Here is a 17,207-nt window from a genome sequence, read left to right on the forward strand (position 1 = left end):
GCCGTGACAGGAAGCGCGCCGGAACGCAAGCGGGAACGACATGAATCCGATTGAGCAATTCCAACAGGAAGTACAAGACAACATCCGCCGGCTCGGCGCCGACTCTTCGCTGCGTGGCGCCTCGCTGGACTGGATGCAGAAGGTGGCCGCGGCAGGCAGGTATTGCTACAACTTCAGCTGGCTGGGACGTCCGATCATCCAGTATCCGCAGGACATCGTGGCGGTGCAGGAACTGATCTGGCAAGTGCGTCCCGACCTGGTGATCGAGACCGGCATCGCCCATGGTGGTTCGCTCATCCTGAGCGCCTCCATGCTGGCCATGCTCGACTACTGCGAGGCGGTCGAAGCGGGCACCGCCTTCGATCCGCGCGCCTCGCATCGCCGAGTGCTCGGGCTGGATATCGACATCCGTGCCCACAACCGCGCCGAGATCGAGCACCATCCGCTGTCACACAAGATCGACATGTTGCAAGGTTCGAGCATCGACCCCGCCGTCGTCACGGAAGTCCGCCGCCGCGCCGCCGGCTACCAGCGCGTGCTGGTCATGCTGGACTCGAACCACACCCACGATCACGTGCTGGCGGAACTGCAGGCCTACGCGCCATTGACCAGCCGCGGCAGCTACTGCGTTGTGTTCGATACGTTGGTCGAGGACCAGGCACCGCATCTCTCGGCGGATCGTCCATGGGGCAAGGGGAATAGCCCGAAGACCGCGGTATGGGCCTATCTGGAAGCGCTGAAGCGCGAGCCGGCGCAGGGCGTTGACGGTGAGGACCTGCACTTCGAGATCGATCTCGCGCTCGAGACGAAGCTGCAGATCACCGTGGCGCCGGACGGCTACCTGAAGCGCGTGTGAGGGGGGAGGGCGACATGGAGGCGGTGTCGGCGGGGCTGGATGGCGCCATGCGGCAGGCGTTCGCGCGAGACGGTGTGCTGGTGCTGCGCGGCTTCTATGACGTGGAACGCGAGATCCTGCCGATCCAGCGGGCGATCCACGAGATCATCGGCCTGGTGGCGCAGCGGCATGGCGTCGCGCTGGCTCGCGGCGACTTTCGGCCCGAGTGCTTCGATGCGGGCTATGAGCGGCTGGTCGCGCACGACCGGCGGCTGGGCGGCGAAGTCTACGACCTGGTCAAGCAGATTCCCGCCTTCCTGCGCCTGGTCGCGGCAGAGAAGTCGGAAGCACTGCTCAAGCAGCTGCGTAACACCGACCTGGCCGGCATCGGTGGCGCCAGCTACGGCATCCGCATCGATCGGCCGCATGAAGAGCAGTTCCGCAGCCATTGGCACCAGGAGTTCATTTTCCAGCCGCAGAGCGTCGACGGCATCGTGCTGTGGAGCCCGCTGCGCGCGCTGACGCCGGAACTCGGGCCCGTGGTGGTGTGCCGCGGTTCGCATCGCGACGGCATCCGCCGTTGCAGCAAGAGCGGCGCCGGCGCGGCCAAGGCCGGCGCCTACCGCATCGGGATCGTCGACGACGAGCAGGTGGCTGCGGGCTACGAGCAGGTCGCGCCGCTGACGCGCCCAGGCGACCTGATCGTGCTGGATTTCCTGGTGATCCACCAATCGGGATTCAACGTCTCGAGCGAGGCGCGCTGGTCGATGCAGTCGCGCTTCTTCAACTTCCGCGATGACTACGGCATGCGGTTGGGCTGGAAGCCGTCGATCAGCGCGGGCGCTGAAGTGGAAGCGCTGTTCCAGGAATACTTCGTCAAGGAAGGGGACTCGTGAATTGCTGCAATGTCTGCGCGGGCGCGCTGGGCGAGCCGGTCTACCGGTCTGCCGGCGATCGCTCGTTCACCACGATGAACACCCCGGTCGGCGGCCGCACCGAGGTCCATTTCTGCGCCCGCTGCGGCCACCTGCAGACCAGTGAGCTGCCGGACCTGGCCCACTACTATGCCAAGGTCTACGAAATCAACCTGGCCAGCGCGGAGGCTGACCAGTTGTACCAGATCGTCGACGGCCAGCCGGTCTATCGCGCCGATCATCAGGCCCGAGTGCTGCGCGCCAAGGTCGAGTTTCCGCCAGGCTGCCGGGTGCTGGACTACGGCTGCGCGCAAGCCGCGACGCTGCGCAAGGTGGTGGCCACCAGCCCGGAGATCCGGCCATTCCTGTTCGATGTGACCGACAAGTACGTCGGGTACTGGGAGCGCTTCCCGGTGCCCACGCAATGGGCGACCCACCAGGTCGATCCGGCCTGGGCGGCAGGCATGGACGTGGTGCTGTCTTTTTTCGCATTCGAACACATCGCCGGGCTGGAGCGGGCGCTGGCCGACATCAAGGCGCTGCTCAAGCCGGGCGGCACCTTCTACCTGGTGGTGCCGAACGTACTGGGCAATGCCGCGGACTTCATCGTGGCCGACCACGTGAATCATTTCACGCCGGCCTCGATGCGCTACCTGCTGGCTGCCAACGGCTTCGATGCCGTCGAGGTCGACGACGAAGCGCACGATGCCGCGCTGGTGGTGACGGCGCGGCTGGCCGCAGCACCGGTGCCGCGGCCGCCGCTGCCGGACGCGGTGGAACTGGGGGCGCTGGCAGCCTCGGCGCGACAGATGTCGGCGTACTGGAACGAGGCGTCGGCGCGGATCCGTGCCTTCGAGGCGGACGGCGACGGGCCCTGCGCCATCTACGGGGCGGGTTTCTATGGCAACTTCATCGCGGCCAGCCTGGCATCGCCCGAGCGCGTGGACTGCTTCGTCGACCGCAACACGCATCTGCACGGGCAGGCCTGCTGGGGCCGTCCCGTGGTGGCTCCGGACGGGCTGCCCGAGAATGTGCGGCGCGTGCTGGTGGGCGTCAACCCACGCGCCGCGCGCGGCGCGATCGAGGCCGTCGAGGCCTGGCGTGGCCGCGGCATCAGCTTCTTCTATCTCTGAGGCGCCCGCAGCGCTCCGGCGGGCGGACCGCCGATCGATCAACGCAGCGCCGCGCAGCGGCGCGGGGGAATGACAGTGGCATGTGATTGCAATGTATGCGGGACCCCGCTGGTGGCACCGATCTACCGTTCGGCCAGCGATAGCTCGTTCACCACGATGAACTCGCGTGTGGCGGGACGCACCGAGGTGTACTTCTGCCGCCACTGCGGTCATCTGCAGACCGGCGAGCTGCTCGACCTGGCGGACTACTACGCCAATTCCTATGAGATTCTTACCACCACCGAGTACACCATCGTCGACGGCAGGCCGGTAGCGCTGGCCGAGCACCAGGCCAGGGTCCTGCTGTCCAAGGTCGAACTGCGGCCCGGTTGCCGCGTGCTCGACTATGGTTGCGCCAAGGCTGACACGTTGCGCGTCGCGGCGACACTGGCACCCGGCATCGTACCCTTCCTGTTCGACGTGACGGACAAGTACATCCCGCTGTGGGAGCGTTTCCCGGTCCCGGCCCGATGGGCGACGCACCGCGTTGATCCTGCCTGGGCGGGCTCCATGAACGTGGTGCTGTCGTTCTTCGCGCTGGAACATATCCCGCGGCTCGCCCAGGTGCTGGCAGAGATCCGTGCGCTGCTGGCGCCGGACGGTACCTTCCACTTCACCGTTCCCAACGTGAGGCGCAATATCGGCGACTTCATCGTCGCAGACCATCTCAACCACTTCACGCCGGAGTCGTTGCGCCATTTGCTGGCCGCGAATGGTTTCACCGACGTACAGGTGGATGAACAGTCCCACGACGTCGTGTTCGTCGTGACGGCGCGGCGGGCCAGGCAGGCGCAGGGCGCCGTGGTGCCGCCGGACGCGGCTGCCATAGCCGGGCTGGAGGCAGCGGCGCTGGAGATGGCACGCTACTGGCGCGAGGCCGCCACGCGCGTGCAGGTCTTCGAGCAGCGCGCGGAGGGTGCCAGCGCGATCTATGGCGCCGGCTTCTACGGCAACTTCGTCGCCGCGAGCCTGGCTTCGATCGATCACGTCACCTGCTTCGTCGACCGCAACGTGCATCTGTACGGACGGCCTTGCTGGGGCAGACCGGTGGTGCCGCCGGAAGCGCTGCCCGCCGGGGTGCGGCGAGTCCTGGTTGGCGTCAATCCGCGCAATGCGCGCGCCGCCATCGAGTCGGTCGAGAGCTGGCGCAGCCGCGGGCTGGACTTCCTCTATCTCTGAAGGTGTCCACGGCGCGCCTGGCGCCCGTGGCCCATGTCCCGAACCTCCTGTCCATGATGAAACGCATCCACGTCTCCGGCCCCTCCATCACCGAGCGAGAGATCGCCTATGTGACCGACGCGGTCTCCCATGCCTGGCTGTCGAACGCCAATGTCTACAACGAGCGCTTCGAGCGTGCCTTCGCCGACTACCACGGCGTGCGGCATGCGGTGTCGCTGCCGTCGTGCACGTCGGCGCTCCACCTGTCGCTGCTGGCACTGGGCATCGGCCCGGGCGACGAGGTGATCGTCCCGGACTGCACCTGGATCGCCAGTGCCGCGCCGATCAGCTACGTCGGCGCGACCCCGGTGTTCGCGGATATCGAGCGCGACACCTGGTGCCTGTCGGCCGAGGCGGTGGAGGCTTGCGTGACGCCTCGCACGCGGGCGCTGATTGCGGTCGACCTGTACGGCGGCATGCCGGACTACGAGGCGCTGCACGCGGTGGCCAGGCGCCATGGCATTGCCGTCATCGAAGACGCCGCGGAGGCCGCCGGCTCGCAGTACCGGGGCCGCGCGGCCGGCACGCTCGGCGCGGTCGGCACCTTCAGCTTCCATGGCTCGAAGACACTGACCACGGGCGAAGGCGGCATGCTGATCACCGATGACGATGCCATCTACCGCCGCGTGCTGGTGCTGCGCGACCACGGCCGCCAGCCCGGCGACACCTTGTTCGACAATCGCGAGGTCGGCTACAAGTACAAGATGAGCAGCCTGCAGGCGGCGCTCGGGCTGGCGCAGATCGAGCGCATCGAGGAACTGGTGGCGCGCAAGCGCGAGATCTTCGCCTGGTACCGCGAGGCACTGGACGGCTGCTCAGACATCACGCTCAACAGCGAGCCGCCGCAGGTGCGCAACAGCTACTGGATGGTCACGGCGGTGCTGCCCGCACGCCTGGGCGGCAAGGTCGCCGCGATCCGGCACCTGGCCGAGCGCGGCATCGACACACGCCCTTTTTTCAGCCCGCTGAGCAGCCTGCAGGCCTATGCCGGCAGCGCCTCGGCCTTGCAGGCGCGTGAACGCAACCGCGTCTGCTACGAGATCGGGCCGCATGCGATCAACCTGCCTTCCGGCCTGCAGCTCGAGCGTGCCGACGTGGAGCGCGTGGCGCGGGAGCTGAAGGGGCTGCTGGCCTCGGCCTGAAGCGAGGCATCGGCTCTCCGCAAGCGGGTGGCCGGCTCGATGGCGAAGGCGCCGGGCGGAGGTCCGGGGCAGGGCGCGTGGCAGGAGGTGTCGCGCCGGATGCGCCCGGCGCGCCCGATGCACCGATCGGGCCGGTGGCGCAGCGCCCGCGGCACCGTCGGCGTCAGCCCGCCTCGGGCGACGATTGCTCCAGCCGGTAAAGCCAGGCCAGCAGCTCGGCCACGGCAACGTACAGTTCGGGCGGAATCTGCGCATCCAGGTCAACCTGCATCAGCAGGTTGAGCAGCGTCGGCGAGTCGTGCACATAGACGCCCGCCTCCTTGGCGCGCGCGATGATCGCATCGGCGACCACACCATAGCCCTTGGCGACCACGCGCGGGGCGGCTTCGCGGCCATGCTCGGGGTCGTAGCGCAGCGCGACGGCGGCCGCGCGTGCATCCTGTCCATCGGATCCGTTCATGGCGCGGCCTCCTGCGTGCTCGCCGGCAGGGCCTCGACGTCCAGCCGCATCAGTACCAGTCCATTGGCCGAGAGATTGCCCGCCAGCGCGGAGCGCTCGGCATTCAGGCGGGTGGCGACCGCGCGGTCGGGGGTCAGCAGCAGCGCCTGCAGGCCGGTACCGTGCAGGCTGAGGCGCGCCTCGACTTCGCCGAGATTGGGCAATGTCAGGCGCAGCCGCGTCGACCAGGCGCGGTCCGTCGCGCCGCCGCCGGTGTCGTCCCACGTCTGCGGCTGGATTTCCCAGTCGAGGGGAACGCCGGGCCAGGCTTCGCCGGTCCAGCGGAACTGCTGGCTGGCCAGCAGGTCGAGCTGCTGCCTGACGAGGTTCTCGCTGGCCGGATGGATGATCGGAGCCGCGCCGCGCGCCGCCTCCTGGGCGTCGGGCACGCCGGCGCGGGCCGGTTGCGCGGCGCTGTCGCTGCCCGTTGCCTGCAGTTCGCGCGCCGGGCGCGCGGTGCCGCGGGCGACCGCCGCGTAGGCTTCGGCGGCGAGGTTGCCGGGCCTCGGCGCTGCCGCGCCGGGCTGGGCCGCGTGGCCATCCGGCTGGGCGGGGCGGGGTGGGCTGTGGCTCGCTGCATCGGTGTCGCCGTCGGGCTGGGCGGCCAGCAGTGTCTCGCCGGCCGGCAGCGCCGGGCGGGCGGCCGCATCCGCTGGTGCAGGCGTTGGCGTGGGGGCCGGCAGCAGCAGCACCGGGGGGGCGGGGCGGGCGTCGGGCGTGGCCGCGGGCGCCGCCTGCGCTGCCTGCGCCGTCGTGCCGGCGGCGGCGCCATCCTGCGCGTCCGGCCGCGATGCGGCCGGCAGACGGCCTTGCGGTTCCTGGCGCAGCGCATCGAGGGAGCGCGCGCCGTTGAACCACTGCGCCAGATGGCTCTCGTAGAACATGCCGCTCTGGTTGACCAGCATCGTCAGCGCGCTGCGCAGCGTGGCCGCGGCTGCGGCCCCGGCCGGCGCGGCCGGCAGCAGCGGCTGGCCGCCGCGTACCGCCGTGCCGTCGGTGCGCTCGACCAGGTCGAGGATCGTGCGCGCGGTCCAGCTCAAGGTCTCGCGCGTGGAGCCGCCCGCAGCGAGCGGGCCGCCGGGCGTGCCGGCGGCGGTGGCCTGGCCGAGCCCGCGCGCTTCCACGGTGCCGCCGCTGGTGCTCTGCATCCCGCTTTCCGGCACATCGGAGAGGGGTAGCAGCGTGGCCAGGCGCGACGCGGTCAGGGCGGAGCGGACTTGCGAGGCCGAAGCGCCGGTCAGCAGCGAAGGGTCGGGCAAGGACGGGATGCTGGTCATGGCTGGCGTTCGTCAGGCCGCGTTGTGCCCTGGACCGTTCCGCATTGCCGGGTGGCGGGCGCCGGGGGCCGGGCGCGGTGCGGGGACGGGGGACGGGGGACGGGTTCGAGGGGGGGGGCTCGGGCCGAGGGCGGCGGGAAACTCAGGCGGGCTGGTAGGCCTGGTGCAGGTCGCGCTGGCGGCGGCTGTTGCGCAGCAGGTCGCTCAGGCGGTTCCATTCGGGCATCAGCAGGTCGCGGATGGCCGCGTCGCAGGCCAGGATGCGCTCGAGATGGCCGCGGCGCCGGTCGCGTTCGTCCACGCTGGCGGGCGCGTCGTGGTCCAGGGTCTTCAGGTGTTCCACGCGCGCCAGGTAGGACTCCTGCAGCGCGTAGACATCGTCCATCCTGCCAGCTTCCGCGGCGCCGAGCATGCGCTTGGCGAGCGCCTCCAGTTCCACGTAGCAGGCAAGGATCGGGCTGCTTGCCGGCATGTCAGGACTCCATGGCGACCGGCTGCGGCGTCGCGGCGATCTGCGCCCAGGCCGAGGCCAGGTTCTCCAGCAGGCGGTCCACTTCTTCGAGGATGGTCGCGTCGTTGTTCAGGTTGGCCTGGAAGAGGCGGCGCGACATGTACTCGTAGAGTTGTTCCAGGCTGGCCGAGATGTCGCCGCCCGCCTCATGATCGAGCGAGGCGCGCAGGCCGTTGTCGATGATCCGCATGGCATGGCCGATGGCCTTGCCCTTGTCGGCGATGTTGCCGTCGGCCATGTGGAACTTGGCGCGGGCGATGGCACCGCGGGCGCCATCGTACAGCATCGTGATCAACTGCTGGGGGCTGGCCGACATGGCCCCGGTCTGCACGCCGATCTTGGCGTAGGTGTTGGCGGCATTGCGTGCATACATGATTCTTGGCTCCGGCTCCGGCGATCAACCCGAGGTGCTGCTGCTCTTGGTCATCGCGTTGAACTGCTGCGTGAGATAGCTGCTGGTATTTTGCATTTGCGACATCAGCACGTCCAGGTGGCTGAACTCCGTCTGGTAGTTCTGGATCTGCGCGTTGATGGTGCCCTGCAAGGCCGTGTACTGGGAGCTGAGGCTCGTCAGCGTCTGGTTGATGCCGTTGGTCGCAGCGGTGAGGGCGCCGTTGGTGCCGGTCATGCTGGTGACCAGCGAATTGATCTGGTTGCCGTAGCCGCTGACACCGTTGGTGTTGGCGAACAGCGCGGCCACGCCGTTCGGGTTGCTGGACAGCGCGCTGTCCAGCGTGGTGGAGTCGAAAGACAGCGTGCCGTCCTTCTGGAAGGTGACGCCGGCCTGGGCCAGCGTCTTGATCGCGTTTGCGCCGCTGCCGCTGCCGCTCTGCGCGGCGTTGAGCACCGAGCGCAGTTGCTGCTGCAGCACCTGCAGCGTGGAGTCGCCGGTCAGCGGCTGGGCCGTCTTGGTGCTGGCGTCATAGGCCGACAGGCTGGTGATGGTGCTCTGCAGGTTGTTGTAGGCGGTGACGAAGGACTGCACGCCGGTTTCGATCGTCTTGGTGTCCTGCTTCACCGCCACGGTCGACGCGCCGGTCTGCGACAGCGACAAGGTCACGCCCTGGATGGCATCGGTGACGCTGTTGCTGGCGCTCTGGATCGCGATGTTGTTGACCGTCATCTTCGCGTTCTGCCCGGCCACCACCTGCTGCATGTTCTGCGCGCTGCCCCCGGTGGGGTCATAGCCGAGCAGGGACGACAGCGAGGCGCCGCTGCCGGACTCGTTGCTCGTCGTGATCTGCATGCTGCTGTTGGCGCCGGTCGCGTTCGAAGTCAGCACCAGGCGGTAGGGCGTGCCCGAGCCGTCGTTGATGATGCTGGCGGTGACACCGGCGTTGGCCTTGTTGATGGCGCCGGCGATGCCCTGCAGCGTGTTGTTGCTGCTGTCGATCGTGATGTCGACGCCGCTCGATCCCGATTTGGCGGCGAAGGTCGTGCCATTGCCGTAGACGCCGTTGCTGAGCGTGTTGTTCGGATCGGAGATGGTGCCCAGGTTGATGTGGATGGTGCCGGTCATGGTGCTGGCCGTCTGGCTGGCCTGGCCGGTACTGACCAGCGACTGGGCTTGCGCGAGCTGCGTCACGTTGACCGCATAGCTGCCTGCCACCGCGCTCGTGCTGGAGGTCGCGCCCACCGTGCCGGCATTGCTGGAGGTGGCAGTGGTGGAATTGAAGAAGCTCGGCTTGGAGAGCTGCTGCGCCGTGGTCTGGAAGGCGGTCAGCATGCTCTGCAGCTGGCCATAGGCGGACAGCTTGGTCTGGTAGGCCGTCTCCTGGTTCTTGATCTGCGTCAGCGGCGTCTGCGCGGCCGTGGTCAGCTGGGTCAGCAGGGTGCTCAGGTCCAGGCCGGAGCCGACCCCGAGTGACGTGATCAGGGGGCTGGAGCTGCTGGAGGTCGAGGAGGTGGTCGTCATGGGGTGTTCCTGGCTTGGCCGAACCCATCAGGAAAGGAAGGACTTTCGCAGGGCCGGAGCCCTGCGGAAATGCTCCCGCGCGGGGCCGGACTGGCGTCCGGCCCCGCGCTGGCGGGGCTTCAGCTTACTGCAGCAGCTTCAGCACGCTTTGCGACGACTGGTTCGCCTGGGCCAGCACCGAGGTACCGGCTTGTTGCAGGATGTTGGAACGGGTCATCGCCGACACTTCCGTCGCGTAGTTGGCATCCTGGATGTTCGAACGGGCCGAGCTCATGTTGGTGATGCTGGTACCCAGGTTCGTCAGGGCCGAGGACAGGCGGTTCTGCACCGCGCCCAGGCTCGAAGCCAGCTTGTCGACTGCGGCCAGGGCCTTGTCGATGGCGGTCAGCGGGTCGGCCGTCGAAGCGCCGGTGGACGACTGAGCGGCGGTGGTGAAGGCGTTGGTCGAAGCATCCACGTAGGCGGTCTGGCCGACCTTGGCGTTGATGTTCGGATCGTTTGCCGCAACCGTGCTGGCGTTGTTGGCAGCGACGCTCACCTTGCCCGTGGTCGAGTCGACCAGGTAGTTGGTGGTGTAGCTGGCGGTGTTGGTCAGGCCGCCGTTAGCGTCGATGTACTGGGAGGTCGCGCCGTTGGCGCCGTCGGTCTTGCCGCTGGCGCCGTCGATCTTGACCGTGGTGCTCAGGCCGCTGGTCTTGCCCAGGGTGACCGTGGTGGCATTGCCCGAGCCGCCGGCCAGGATGGCCGCTTGCACGTCGCTGCTCGTCGCGGTGGCGGTGTTGTTCAGGCCGTTGGCGCCATCCGAGCTGTAGGTGGTGCCGTTGATCGAGATGGTTGCCTTACCGGCAGCGGCGCCCGACGCGGCGGTGAAGGTCGATGCCAGCGTGGCCTGGGCGTACGAACCGGTCGTGTTGTTGGTGGTCAGGTTGCCCGAGCCGTCGTCGTACAGCGTGGTGGTGCCGTCGGCGGCGGTCAGCTTGCCCGAGCTGTCGACCTTGAACTGCACGGTCGCGCCGGTCTGGTTGGTGTACGTGCCGGTGGCCTGGCCGAAGGCCGGCTTCTGCGAGTTGGCCAGCGCGGCAACGTTACCCGAGGTGGTGTTGACCGTGTAGCTGAAGTTGCCGGCGCTTGCGTTGTAGGTGTAGGTGTTGCCGCCTGCCACTGCAACGGTGTCGCCATCCTTCAGGTTCGACAGCACTTGTGCCGAGGTCGCGAACACGTTCTTGGTGGTGACCTGGTACAGGTTCTTGTTGTTGGCGTCCTGCACGGCGGTGCCGGCGGCGACGGCGTTCTGCAGGTCGGTCTGGCTGGCGGCGGCGTTCTGCTGGCCGGCCACGCTGAAGCCCGTCAGGTTCAGGGTCTTGGTGCTGGTTTCCTGCAGGCCGATCGAGATGGTCTGGCCGTCGTTGGCACCGACCTGGATGCTGACTGCGCTGGCCTTGGACGACAGCACGGCGATGCCGTTGAACTGGGTCTGTTGCGAGGTGCGGTCGATTTCTTGCAGGCGCTGGGTGATTTCGTCCTGGATCGATTGCAGGTCCGAAGCCGAGTTCGTGCCGTTCTGCGCTTGCACCGTCAGTTGGCGGATACGTTGCAGGTTGTCGGTGATCGAGCTCAGGGCGCCACCGGTGGTCTGGGCCAGCGAGATGCCGTCGTTGGCGTTCTGCTGCGCTTGCGTCATGCCGTTGATGTTCGACGTCATGCGGTCGGCGATGGCCATGCCGGCGGCGTCATCGCTGGCGCTGTTGATGCGCAGGCCCGACGACAGGCGCTGGATCGCAGTGCTCAGGTTCGACTGCGACGCATTCAGGTTGTTCTGAGTCATCAGAGACAACACGTTGGTATTGATGACCATTGACATGGTGGGCTCCTATTTCCAGTGATATATGCACATTCCGGCGGGTGCCGTAACGTTGGCCACCTGCGTTGCAGGATCAGTGGTGCCTCCGTTGCAAGGGTTATCGACAGGGCGGGAAGAAGATTTAGAGTGATCTTCGCGTCGAATCTGCAAGCGGGGCATTCCGGAGCCCGGCGGGCAGGGAACTAGCCCCGCCGGCGGCCGCGTGGAATGAAGAGATCGACGAACTCGGGCGAGTTGATGGCCTCGTCCCGGTGGGCATCGAAGGGAGAGTTGGCGGCGGCGGCCGGCATCACCCAGGAAATGGCGTGCTTGTATACCACCTGCGGCTGCTGGTCTTGTACATGCTTGCCCAGCAGCAGCACGTAGTCGTCCATGCGCAGCACCAGGCCCTGCAGGCGGACGCCGTTGGAGAGATGGACGACGACCGGCGAGTGCGTACCGTAGTGCGCGGCGTAATGGAGCGACTGCAGTTTTCGCTTGCTGCGGGTTGGCCTGGTTACCTTCTTGTGCACGGCTTCTCCGGAAGAGCCCGAACGGGTCCTGGCGGCTGACTACGCTTCGGGGATCGGTTCCAGGCTTCGCTGCGGGCGAGAGCAGGGCGGAAACCGCGGCAACCCGATGGCGGCGAGGGATGAAACATTCGCTCTCGGTGCCGGCGCAAGGGCCGCAGGGGCTGACCGTCTCGGCGCGCATCGGGCAAGGTCCGTTGCGGGACGCTGGGCTGCCCTGCGGCTGGGGCCGAGAGGTGTCGCCAGGAGAGAAGGGGAACACTTCAGCCGGCGAGAGTAACAAAGTTTTTCGGAGATTGACTCAGTCCTCACTCTCGTCATTTAGAGGTTTACCTCTAAAACGCAGCGTGAGAACCGTGAAATGTTATCTGCTGGTATCTTCCGGTGCCGGACTGCCGGTTCTGGCGCATGACTCCCGGACCACGTCGCTGCAAGGCTTGGCGGCCGGGAGGGGGCGTCTTCTTTGCGCTGGCAAGAGGTGCGCGTCATCCTTCCGTTCACAAAAAAGTGGCAGAAGCTACACCTGCGCCATCCGGGGTTTCCCTGATGGAAGCAGGATTTACACCTCATGTAAGCGCGTTTATATTCACAGCAGAGCCGTTCGGCTCTTGGCAGTCCTCGAAAGCCTACGAGCACCCCGCGCGTGGGCTTCTTTTTTTGGCCCGCTGCATGGATACATCGCGGCCGGAGCCGCGATGTCCTGCTTCCGGCGTTGTCCGGGGTACCTCATCTGTATTAGACGCGCCGCGCTGTCCTGCCCATTGGCGGAACAGGCGGCGCTTTCCCCCTCTATTCGTTTTTCCGCTCAAGGTGGCGCATGGCGCGGCCGTTAGCGCCGCTTGCGTCGGCGTCTGCCTTGCGGGGCCATGCCGGCGCGTGTGCGTTCATAACGTAGAGACCGAGGATTGAGGAGGATTGAGCAGATGCGTTTGCGCAATGTCGGCATCGGCTTCCGCTTGTCGGGGGCTTTCGCGCTGGTGGCGGTACTGCTGGTGGCGGTCGCGCTGGTCGGGGCGTTTTCCCTGCATGCGCTGAATGTGTCCATGCACCAGACTGTCGAGCAGCGCTTGTTCAAGGTGCTGGACCTGGACCGGGTCAAGGAGTCGGCGCTGACCATCGGGGTGATGGTGCGCGATGCCACGCTGAGCGAGGATCCCACGGCGGTGGAGCGCAATGGTAATCAGATCGATGTCCTGCGCCAGCAGATGTCCGCCACGCTGGACGAGCTCGATCGCGTGCTCAATGCCAGCGGCAGGCCGGAGGTGCAGGAACGCATGCGTGCCTTGAAGTCGGCGCGTGACACTTACAACGGCCAGCTCGACATGGTGCTGAGGCAGTTGCGCTCCGGCGAGTTCGCCGGGGCGCGGGCATCGCTGGTGGCGACGCTGCCGGCTGCCCAGGCACCCTACTTCGAGCAGCTCAACGGACTCGCCGCGACCGGCCGCGAACTGGCCGTGAGCGCCTTGCGGGATGCCGATACCAGCTATGCGACCGCGCGCAACCTGCTGGCCGGCCTGACGCTGGTGGCGGTGCTGCTGGCGGTGGTGGCCGGGGTCGCCATCACGCGTTCCATCACCGCGGCCGCGCGCGAGGCGCTGGCGGCCGCCGAGGCGCTGGCCCAGGGGCGGCTGAACCATTCCGTCACCCGGCACGGGCGCGACGAACTGGGCCGCATGCTGGAGGCGCTGAATCGTGCCTTCGGCCAATTGTCGGCGCTGGCGCGCGGAGTGCAGGGCGCCTCGGCCTCGATCGGTGCCGCCACTGACGAGATCTCGCGCGGCAATACCGACCTGTCCCAGCGCACCGAGGAGCAGGCCGCCTCGCTGCAGCAGACTGCCGCCTCGATGGAGCAGTTGACCTCCACCGTGCGGCAGAACGCCGACCACGCCAACCAGGCCAACCAGCTGGCCGTCGGCGCGTCGGCGGTGGCGGACGCCGGCGGGCAGGCGGTACGCGCGGTGGTGCAGACCATGCAGAGCATCTCGCAATCCTCGGCGCGCGTGACCGAGATCATCGGCGTGATCGAGGGCATCGCCTTCCAGACCAACATCCTGGCGCTGAACGCCGCGGTCGAGGCCGCGCGCGCCGGCGAGCAGGGCCGCGGCTTCGCCGTGGTGGCATCCGAAGTCCGCAGCCTGGCGCAGCGCTCCGCGGCCGCGGCCAAGGAGATCGGCGAGCTGATCACGGCATCGGGGCGCCAGGTGGACGACGGTGCGCGCCAGGTCGAGCATGCCGGCCGCACCATGGACGAGATCGTGGCGTCGGTGCGCCGCGTGACCGACATCATGGGCGAGATCTCGGCCGCCACCCAGGAGCAGTCATCGGGTATCGAGCAGATCAACCGCGCCGTGGCGCAGATGGAAAGCGTGACGCAGCAGAATGCCGCGCTGGTGGAGCAGGCCGCGGCGGCGGCCGACAGCCTGAAGGGGCAGGCGGCGCGGCTGGTCGACGAGGCCTCTCGCTTCGAGGTCGGTGCCGCGCCGGCGGCGCCGGTATCGGTCGCGGCGCCATCTACGCCGTCCACGCCATCCGCGTTGGCCGCGTCCGCATGGACCCGCCAGGATCCCGCGCCGGCCCCGGCGGCGCCGCGCCGGGCCGCCGTGGCGCGCCCGGCCGCCGCCCCGGCGATTCCCGCGCGTGCGCGAGCGAATGCGGGCGCAACGGCCGGCAAGCCCCCCCAGCCTCCCAGGGCCACCGGGTCCGCCAGGGCCGCCAGGACCGGGAGCGAAGCGCCCTCCGCCGCCGCTGAGCCGGCCCGCCAGCCGGTGCTGCCCAGCAAGGCCCGCCCACCGGTGACGCGCAAGCCGCAGGATGGTGTGCTGCCAGCGGCCCGGCGCGAGGCGTCGCGCCCCGCCGCCGGCCGGCCGGTGGCGCAGGCGCCACGGCGGGCCGCCAGTGCGGAGCATGCCAGCGGGGACTGGGAGAGCTTCTAGCCGAGCTTCCAGCCGAGCTTCCAGCCGCGCGCCGGCCCCGCCGCCCCATGCTGCGGCCGGCAGCGCGGCCGGCTTCAGCCTACAATACCGGCTTCGCTTGCCCCCAACACAAAAAACAGCAGCAACGGCCGGGGCAGCAGGGCGCGGCATGGCTCACGGCGCGTCTTCACGCGCTTCGCCGCGCGGCCGGCCGTGCCGCACTCTCCCGACATGACAGTCCGTCCCCCCGACACGCCGTCCGCCCAGGGCGGCGCCGCCGCGCCTGCCTCCGCTTCGCCTTCCCTCGCACCCTCGTCCGCTGCGCCGCCCGGCGTGCCGGTCATGCAGGTGATCTTCGGCCTGATGCTGGCGATCCTGCTGGGCGCGCTGGAGCAGTCCATCGTCGCCGTGGTGCTGCCCGAGATCGCCATGCAGCTGAACGGCTTCGAGGTGATGGCCTGGGTCATTTCCGCCTACCTGGTCGCCTCCACCGTGGTGACGCCGATCTACGGCAAGCTGTCGGACCTGCTGGGCCGGCGTTCGGTGCTGACCTTCGCCATCGCGCTGTTCCTGCTGGCCTCGCTCGCCTGCGCCATGGCGCAGACCATGCCGCAGCTGATCCTTGCCCGCATCCTGCAGGGCCTCGGCGGCGGCGGCCTGATCTCGGTCTCGCAGGCGACCATCGCCGACGTCGTGCCGCTGCGCGAGCGCGGCCGCTACCAGGGCTATGTCAGCGGCGTGTGGGCGGTGGCCAGCATGGCCGGCCCGGTGATCGGCGGCTACCTGGCCCACTACCTGTCCTGGCGCTGGATCTTCTGGATCAACCTGCCGCTGTCCCTGCTGGCGCTGGTGGTGGTGCGCCGTGCGCTGCGCCACCTGCCCGCGGGCGGGCGCCGCCACCGCATCGACTACCTGGGCGCGCTGCTGTTCGGCGGCGGCCTGAGCGGGCTGCTGGTGTTCCTGACGCGCCTGGGCCAGGGCCAGGCCGCCACCGCGCCGGCCTCGCTGGCACTGCTGCTGGCCGGCGTGCTCGGGCTGGCGCTGTTCCTGTGGCAGGAGCGCCGCGCCACCGATCCGATGATCCCGCTGGGCATGATGGGGGTGCCGACGGTGGCGATCTGCTGCGTGACGCTGTTCCTGTGCTTCTTCCAGCTGATCGCCATGTCGGTGCTGCTGCCGCTGCGCTTCCAGGTGGTGGGCGGCGCCCACGCCGATGCCGCGGCGCTGCGCCTGGTGCCGCTGACGCTGGCGATCCCCTTCGGCGCCTTCATCTCCGGTCGCCTGATGTCCTGGAGCGGACGGTACAAGCCGCTGCAGCTGGTGGGGGCGCTGGTTGCGCCGGTGGCCATCCTGGCGCTGGCCTTCGTCGATCCGCGCACCACCTGGCTGTGCGCGCTGGTGATGAGTGCGCTGGGGCTGGCCATCGGCCTGCAGCTGCCCAGCGCCCTGGTGGCCACGCAGAACGCCGTGCCGCCCAGCCAGGTCGGCGTGGCGACTGCGTTGACGGCCTTCTCGCGCATGCTCGGCGGCGCCGTGGGCGTGGCCGTGCTGACCACCATCCTGATCGCCCTGCTGCGCCATAGCGGGGTGGGCGTGGCCGAACTCAAGGGGGGCGAAGACGTGCTGATGAGCATGTTTCATCGCGCCATGTCCGGCGCCGGCGACGGCGACGCGGCCGCCGTGCGCCAGGCCGCTGAGCAGGCCTTCCGCACCCTGTTCCTGCTCAGCGCGGCGGCCTCGCTGCTGTCGCCCTTCCTGGTGGCCCGCCTGCCCGAAGCCGCGCTGCGCGGCTCCGCCGGCAGTTCCGCCGCGGTTGCCGAGTAGTTGCGGAGTTGCTGTCCGATAGCTGCCGGATAGCTGCCGGATAGCGTTCACCGCCGGCCGCGGATCAGCGGTCACCGGCCAGGCCCGCCTCGATCGCCGTCTTTCGGCGGTTGCCCGGCCGGATGTCACCCGGGCAGGCCGTTGTCCGCCCGGCCGCCCGGGCACGGGGCGTGCGCTATCCACGCTCCGGCCGGCAAACGCAAGCTTGCGTCAATTCCCATGTCTTTTCATTCGATTGCGGGCCGGTGGCCAGGGGTACCCTTGTGCTCCAACTACCCGGCCCGGCCGGCGCCGTGATGCTCGCGGGCGTCGTGTCGCTGCCCGCCGCCCGCCTGCCGGTCGGTACAAGCCAATGAAAGGAATCGTATGAGTGAACAGGCAAGGCGCCGTGGTGCCGTCGTGCTGAGGCTGGTCTCATCCCGTGCGCAAGCGGTTCCCGTTCCGGCGCCGCTTGGCCGCGGCGTGCCGTCGGCTTCGCTTCTGCGGGGGTGGTTCGAGGAGGAGGTCGGTTATGTGAGCGAGGCGGCTTCCTTCTCCGGCGCATGCGCGCAAGCCGGTCCAGGCCGCAGCAACTGAACGTTTCGCGGCGACCGCGCCGGCGGCCGATGCCGCCGCCCG

Annotated in this window: 14 protein-coding genes; 7 read left to right on the top strand and 7 right to left on the bottom strand. The window is 68.7% G+C overall.

Annotated elements, in window-relative coordinates:
• The first annotated feature begins 40 nt into the window (after positions 1 to 40).
• The 5 genes from BKK81_RS24490 (at position 41) to BKK81_RS24510 (ending at position 5,281) form a co-directional block, all read left to right on the top strand.
• Positions 41 to 856, top strand: a complete 816-nt coding sequence (locus tag BKK81_RS24490; RefSeq protein WP_071018443.1) for a cephalosporin hydroxylase family protein — start codon at positions 41 to 43, stop codon at positions 854 to 856.
• A gap of 14 nt (positions 857 to 870) precedes the next feature.
• Entirely contained in the window at positions 871 to 1,731 is an 861-nt protein-coding gene (locus BKK81_RS24495; RefSeq protein WP_071018444.1) for a phytanoyl-CoA dioxygenase family protein, read from the top strand.
• The gene (locus BKK81_RS24500; protein ID WP_071018446.1) at positions 1,728 to 2,882 is read left to right on the top strand and encodes a class I SAM-dependent methyltransferase; all 1,155 of its coding nucleotides are present in this window, start codon (positions 1,728 to 1,730) and stop codon (positions 2,880 to 2,882) included. Before BKK81_RS24495 ends, BKK81_RS24500 begins: the two co-directional genes overlap by 4 nt.
• A 111-nt stretch (positions 2,883 to 2,993) precedes the next feature.
• On the top strand, positions 2,994 to 4,100 hold the full coding sequence (locus BKK81_RS24505; RefSeq protein WP_197524049.1) for a class I SAM-dependent methyltransferase: 1,107 nt from the start codon (positions 2,994 to 2,996) through the stop codon (positions 4,098 to 4,100).
• A 53-nt stretch (positions 4,101 to 4,153) separates the two neighbouring features.
• Entirely contained in the window at positions 4,154 to 5,281 is a 1,128-nt protein-coding gene (locus BKK81_RS24510; RefSeq protein ID WP_071022221.1) for a DegT/DnrJ/EryC1/StrS family aminotransferase, read from the top strand.
• Between the two features lie 163 nt (positions 5,282 to 5,444).
• Here BKK81_RS24510 and BKK81_RS24515 read toward each other — a convergent pair whose 3' ends face one another.
• From BKK81_RS24515 to BKK81_RS24545, 7 genes are all read right to left on the bottom strand, one after another.
• On the bottom strand, positions 5,445 to 5,741 hold the full coding sequence (locus BKK81_RS24515) for an EscU/YscU/HrcU family type III secretion system export apparatus switch protein (RefSeq protein ID WP_071018450.1): 297 nt from the start codon (positions 5,739 to 5,741) through the stop codon (positions 5,445 to 5,447).
• Positions 5,738 to 7,057: a flagellar hook-length control protein FliK gene (fliK, locus tag BKK81_RS24520; RefSeq protein WP_071018452.1), complete on the bottom strand. Its 1,320-nt coding sequence runs from the start codon at positions 7,055 to 7,057 to the stop codon at positions 5,738 to 5,740. The genes BKK81_RS24515 and fliK overlap by 4 nt, the downstream gene beginning before the upstream one ends.
• 142 nt (positions 7,058 to 7,199) lie before the next feature.
• Positions 7,200 to 7,529, bottom strand: coding sequence for a flagellar protein FliT (locus BKK81_RS24525; protein ID WP_071018455.1), 330 nt, complete (start codon positions 7,527 to 7,529; stop codon positions 7,200 to 7,202).
• Position 7,530: 1 nt separating this feature from the next.
• Positions 7,531 to 7,941, bottom strand: coding sequence for a flagellar export chaperone FliS (gene fliS, locus BKK81_RS24530; RefSeq protein WP_071018456.1), 411 nt, complete (start codon positions 7,939 to 7,941; stop codon positions 7,531 to 7,533).
• 24 nt (positions 7,942 to 7,965) lie between these two features.
• Positions 7,966 to 9,483 (bottom strand): flagellar filament capping protein FliD, encoded by a 1,518-nt coding sequence (gene fliD / locus BKK81_RS24535; RefSeq protein WP_071018458.1) that lies wholly within the window; start codon positions 9,481 to 9,483, stop codon positions 7,966 to 7,968.
• Positions 9,484 to 9,607: 124 nt separating this feature from the next.
• Positions 9,608 to 11,344, bottom strand: a complete 1,737-nt coding sequence (locus tag BKK81_RS24540; protein WP_071018460.1) for a flagellin N-terminal helical domain-containing protein — start codon at positions 11,342 to 11,344, stop codon at positions 9,608 to 9,610.
• Positions 11,345 to 11,526: 182 nt separating this feature from the next.
• Positions 11,527 to 11,856, bottom strand: a complete 330-nt coding sequence (locus BKK81_RS24545; protein WP_071018462.1) for an RNA chaperone Hfq — start codon at positions 11,854 to 11,856, stop codon at positions 11,527 to 11,529.
• 920 nt (positions 11,857 to 12,776) lie between these two features.
• Here BKK81_RS24545 and BKK81_RS36840 point away from each other — a divergent pair.
• A complete protein-coding gene (locus BKK81_RS36840) occupies positions 12,777 to 14,786 on the top strand; it encodes a methyl-accepting chemotaxis protein (protein ID WP_071018464.1) in 2,010 nt (669 codons plus the stop codon).
• A 321-nt stretch (positions 14,787 to 15,107) separates the two neighbouring features.
• Positions 15,108 to 16,589, top strand: a complete 1,482-nt coding sequence (locus BKK81_RS24555) for an MDR family MFS transporter (RefSeq protein WP_231908237.1) — start codon at positions 15,108 to 15,110, stop codon at positions 16,587 to 16,589.
• Positions 16,590 to 17,207: the final 618 nt, after the last annotated feature.

It is taken from the genome of Cupriavidus sp. USMAHM13 (genome assembly GCF_001854285.1).
GTDB classification, from domain to species: Bacteria; Pseudomonadota; Gammaproteobacteria; order Burkholderiales; family Burkholderiaceae; genus Cupriavidus; species Cupriavidus malaysiensis.

Excerpts from the sequence above, each read along its gene's own strand:
- BKK81_RS24540 (WP_071018460.1), bottom strand. The coding sequence starts at position 11,344 with ATGTCAATGGTCATCAATACCAACGTGTTGTCTCTGATGACTCAGAAC.
- fliK (WP_071018452.1), bottom strand. The coding sequence starts at position 7,057 with ATGACCAGCATCCCGTCCTTGCCCGACCCTTCGCTGCTGACCGGCGCT.
- fliS (WP_071018456.1), bottom strand. The coding sequence starts at position 7,941 with ATGTATGCACGCAATGCCGCCAACACCTACGCCAAGATCGGCGTGCAG.
- BKK81_RS24510 (WP_071022221.1), top strand. The coding sequence starts at position 4,154 with ATGATGAAACGCATCCACGTCTCCGGCCCCTCCATCACCGAGCGAGAG.
- BKK81_RS24555 (WP_231908237.1), top strand. The coding sequence starts at position 15,108 with ATGCAGGTGATCTTCGGCCTGATGCTGGCGATCCTGCTGGGCGCGCTG.
- BKK81_RS24525 (WP_071018455.1), bottom strand. The coding sequence starts at position 7,529 with ATGCCGGCAAGCAGCCCGATCCTTGCCTGCTACGTGGAACTGGAGGCG.
- BKK81_RS24515 (WP_071018450.1), bottom strand. The coding sequence starts at position 5,741 with ATGAACGGATCCGATGGACAGGATGCACGCGCGGCCGCCGTCGCGCTG.
- BKK81_RS36840 (WP_071018464.1), top strand. The coding sequence starts at position 12,777 with ATGCGTTTGCGCAATGTCGGCATCGGCTTCCGCTTGTCGGGGGCTTTC.
- BKK81_RS24495 (WP_071018444.1), top strand. The coding sequence starts at position 871 with ATGGAGGCGGTGTCGGCGGGGCTGGATGGCGCCATGCGGCAGGCGTTC.
- fliD (WP_071018458.1), bottom strand. The coding sequence starts at position 9,483 with ATGACGACCACCTCCTCGACCTCCAGCAGCTCCAGCCCCCTGATCACG.
- BKK81_RS24490 (WP_071018443.1), top strand. The coding sequence starts at position 41 with ATGAATCCGATTGAGCAATTCCAACAGGAAGTACAAGACAACATCCGC.